Annotated in this window: 1 protein-coding gene; it reads left to right on the forward strand. The window is 61.6% G+C overall.

What is annotated here, in order from left to right; translation table 11 throughout:
* Positions 1-1,029, forward strand: a 1,029-nt coding sequence (locus EN745_RS35145; protein ID WP_145992345.1) for an adenylate/guanylate cyclase domain-containing protein, incomplete at both ends; no start/stop codon positions are given.

Genomic DNA, 1,029 nt, shown 5'->3' on the forward strand with positions numbered 1-1,029 from the left:
ATGCTGGGCAGCCTTCTGGTGCTTCTCACGATTTTCGTAAGCCCCGCGATTGCTCTCGCCTGCGGCCTGGCGATCACCGGCATGGCGCTCGTCGCATCATGGCTTACCTTTTCGCTTGCGGGACTGCTGTTCGACCCGTTTGCGCCAATCGTCATGGGCTCGATCACGCATTTCGCGACCACCTCTTTCCGCTTCCTGGTAACTGACCGGGAGCGGCGCGCGATCCGGCGGGCCTTCGGTCAATATTTGTCGCCATCGCTGCTCTACCGTATCGAGCACACCCGCGACGCGCTTCGTCTTGGCGGCGACGACCGCGAGCTGACCGTGATGTTTGTCGATGTACGCAACTTCACCGAGATCAGCGAAAGACTGCCGCCCACCGCCGTTGTGCGGTTTCTGAACACGCTTCTCGACGCGCTCAGCCGTCATGTCACCGCCAATGAAGGCACACTCGACAAGTTCATCGGCGATTCGATCATGGCCTTTTGGAATGCCCCGATCGATGTCGCCGATCATCCCGCCAAAGCCGTTCGCGCGGCATTGGCCATGCGCGAGACGATTGCTCGCCTCAACGAAAGCGACGCATTCGGATTCGGAGCCGAGCAGACGGTTCGCATCGGCATCGGAATCCATACCGGCGTCGCCTGCGTCGGAAACATGGGTGCTGAGTCGCGATTCAACTATTCGGCGGTGGGCGACGCAGTGAACACCGCAGCGCGCATCGAGACGGTGTGCAAGACGGTGAGCTTCGACATCCTCGCGTCCGACGACACCGTAAGATCGCTGCCAGGCTGGGCTTTCCTCGACGCGGGATCGCTGGAGCTCAAGGGAAAAAGGGCGAGGACGAGAATCAATGCCGTCGTCGGCGATGAAAGTGTTGCCTCGTCGCCGGATTTTGCGGAATTGCGGCTTCTGCACGGCAAGCTCGTCGAAGCGTTGCGTTCGCGCTCGCCTGGCAGCCGAAAGATCATCGCGGCGGCCAAAGCCAAGGCCGCGGGCCTGCCGGCGGGCTTGCAGGACTTCTATGGC

It is taken from the genome of Mesorhizobium sp. M4A.F.Ca.ET.022.05.2.1 (assembly GCF_003998845.1).
GTDB lineage: Bacteria > Pseudomonadota > Alphaproteobacteria > Rhizobiales > Rhizobiaceae > Mesorhizobium.